The sequence below is a fragment of the Sphingomonas sp. genome, assembly GCF_025353885.1.
GTDB lineage: Bacteria > Pseudomonadota > Alphaproteobacteria > Sphingomonadales > Sphingomonadaceae > Sphingomonas_O.
The window spans coordinates 1-2958 of record NZ_JANXNX010000039.1; the positions used below are offsets into that span (position 1 = coordinate 1).

Sequence of the window (2958 nt, forward strand, 5' to 3'; positions counted from 1 at the left end):
CTTTGGAACTAGGCATACCCTGTCCTCGGCCACCGATCCGCAGCGCGGCATTGGCGCGGCGCGGAAGTGGGTGGCCGACGAATTCCTTCGTATCGGCAAGACCTGCGGCGGCTGCATCGCCGTCGACCGACCGCGCGCCCAGTTCCAGAACAGCCGCGCACCGCGGGGCGTCGACATCGTCAACGTGTTGGGCATCCAGAAGGGCACCGGCAACCCGCGTCACGTCGTCATCGTTGCCGGGCACATCGACAGCCGCGTCTCCGACGTGATGGACGCGACCAGCGACGCCCCCGGCGCGAACGACGATGCGTCGGGGGTGGCGCTCGTCCTCGAGGCGGCGCGGATCTTATCGCGCGAGCGGCATGACGCGACGATCGTCTATGCGGCGCTGTCGGGCGAGGAACAGGGACTGTTTGGCGGCAAGTTGCTCGCCAGCACGGCAAAGGCGCGCGGCTGGAACGTCGCGGCCATGCTCAACAACGATATCGTCGGCAACACCATCGGTGTCGACGGCCGCGTGGTCGCCGACCGCGTCCGCGTGTTCAGCGAAGGCATCCCTGCCGCCGCCGATACGCCCGCGCTGAAGCTGGCGCGTGCCAGTGGCGCCGAGGACGACAGCCCCTCACGCGCGCTGGCCAAGTCGGTCGGTCGCATCGCCAGCACGACGCCCGCCATCGGTCTGTCCGCCTTGCTGGTCCGCCGCCCCGACCGTTTTGGACGGGGCGGCGACCACACCCCGATGCTCGACGCCGGTTTTCCCGCGATCCGCTTTTCGGTCGGGGTCGAGAATTACGACGCCCAGCACCAGAACCTGCGCACCGAGAACGGCCGTGCCTATGGCGACACCATCGATCGCATGGATTTCGCGTATCTGGCCCGCGTCACCGCGCTGAACGTCGCGACATTGCGCCAGCTTGCCGATGCACCGCCCGCGCCGGAAAATGTGTCCGCAGAAGGGGCGGTCAGCACCGACACCACGCTGAAATGGGCAGCGGTCCCGGGCGCTGCGGGCTATCGCATCCGCTGGCGCCGCGCGGATCGGACGGAGTGGGAATACGCCAGGGATTTTCCGGCGTCGGCCACGGTGGCCGTATTGAAGGGGGTCATCGTCGACGATAATTTCGCGGGCGTCTCGTCGCTATCGGCGAGCGGCGCAGAGAGTATCGTGACCTTCGCCGGACTGGCCCCGCCGAAACGGTGATTGCGGGCGCCGACCGATCGGCCGTCACCCCGGCGCAGGCCGGGGTGACGGCAACGTGGCTATCGAAACTCGATCAGCAGGCGCACTTCGGTTTGGGCTTCCAGTGCCGCACGGCTTTCTTCCTCACGGGCACATAGCTCACGACATCGTAGCTGATCGTCCGCGTCGTCATGACCGGCGCCGCCGCCTGCACGACCACCGTCGTCACCGTCGTGCCACCACCGTCATAGCCGTAGGACGCGCCGGAGCTGCCGCCATAGCCGCCAGCGTAATTTTCGCCGTAGCTCCCACCATGATAGCTTCCGCGATCACTGCTCCAGTGCGGGCGGACGGTGCCGTGCCATGCGCCCTGGTAGGTCTGTTCGGGTCCGCCGTTCCAGCGTCCGGTCCAGCGCCCCTTATAGTCATACTTCTTGCCACGCGATTTCCTGTCGCGCCGGTCGTCATAATCACGCCCGCTTTCACGATATCCGTCTTCGCGATACCCGGCGTCACGATAGCCATCGTCCCGCCCGCCCGCATAGCGGTCGTCATGGTCGGCCCAATTGACGTCGTCGCGCCAGTCATAGATGCGACCCCATTGATCGGTCAGCACGGCATCGTCGTAATAGCGTGACCAGCCAAAGCCGCTGGCGGGACGCGACAGGCCATAATCGTCATAGTCCGCGATATAATAGCTCGGACCGGTCCATTCCTGTGGCAGTTGATAGCCATAAACCGGACGACGATAGGTCGCCGCACGATCAGGACCACCCCGATCGGGCCTATTCAGCTCCGCCTCGCGGCGTGGCGGCTGCGCTGGCATAGCGCGCGGCGGAATTGCCCGGGGCGGCATCAGCGTCATCGCCCGCTGCGTCATCGGCGCATCGCGCCGTAGCGCAGGAACCGGTGTCGACACGACCGCCAGCGGAACGGCCCGCGGTGGGAGGGGCGTCGGGGCCGTCCTGACAGGCTGCGGCGCGGGTGAAGCCGCAGCGGGAGCCACCGCCCCTTTTGGCCGCGCGACGATCACCGGAGGCGCACCCACGCGCGAATCGTCGTTCATGGTCGGCGGCGCTTCGTCGGCCAGTGCGGGGACGGTCGCTGTCAGCGCCAGCAACGCAAAACCCAGCGCCAGTGGCGCGCTACAGGCAAATCCAAGGTTTCGCATCTCGATCACTCCCGTCACCCACGCCCCGGCGATGCCGCGAAAATGCGCAGTTCTTAACGGTTTGTTAGCATTGTTCGAAAACCATCACCAGCACCGGGAAACGTCCCGACCTGTCCCGATCAGGGTCAGATACGCATCACCAGCAACGCCGCCAAAGCCTCGCAACCTGCCGCATCCACGCCATCGAAACGCGCCACCTGCGGGCTGTCCAGATCGACGACCCCCAGCAGTACGCCATCACGGACCAGCGGCACGACCAATTCGGAACGCGACGCCGCGTCGCACGCGATATGCCCGGGGAATGCGTGCACGTCCTCGACCAGTTGCGTGGTCAGCGTGGCAGCGGCGGTCCCGCACACGCCTGCTCCCATTGCAATTCTGATACAGGCGGCCTTGCCCTGGAATGGTCCCAGCACCAGTTCCCCATCGACCAGCCGGTACACCCCCGCCCAATTCACGTCGGGCAGATATTCGAACAGCAACGCCGCCGCATTTGCCATGTTGGCGACACCGTCGGGCTCGCCCGCGGTTATCGCATCCACCGCCGCCAGCAGGTCGCGCCACAGTGCGGATTTCTCGGTCGGGGCGATCTGGAAACTATGCATAT

Annotated in this window: 3 protein-coding genes; 1 reads left to right on the top strand and 2 read right to left on the bottom strand. The window is 66.3% G+C overall.

What is annotated here, in order from left to right:
- Positions 1 to 1201, top strand: a 1201-nt coding sequence (locus tag Q0R02_RS04295) for a M28 family metallopeptidase (RefSeq protein ID WP_293881171.1), incomplete at its 5' end; no start/stop codon positions are given.
- Positions 1202 to 1274: 73 nt separating this feature from the next.
- Here the strand turns inward: Q0R02_RS04295 and Q0R02_RS04300 are convergent.
- Together Q0R02_RS04300 and Q0R02_RS04305 are read right to left on the bottom strand one after the other, a co-directional pair.
- A complete protein-coding gene (locus Q0R02_RS04300) occupies positions 1275 to 2351 on the bottom strand; it encodes an RcnB family protein (protein ID WP_293881173.1) in 1077 nt (358 codons plus the stop codon).
- A gap of 125 nt (positions 2352 to 2476) precedes the next feature.
- Positions 2477 to 2956, bottom strand: a complete 480-nt coding sequence (locus tag Q0R02_RS04305) for a GAF domain-containing protein (RefSeq protein WP_293881175.1) — start codon at positions 2954 to 2956, stop codon at positions 2477 to 2479.
- Between the last annotated feature and the right edge of the window lie 2 nt (positions 2957 to 2958).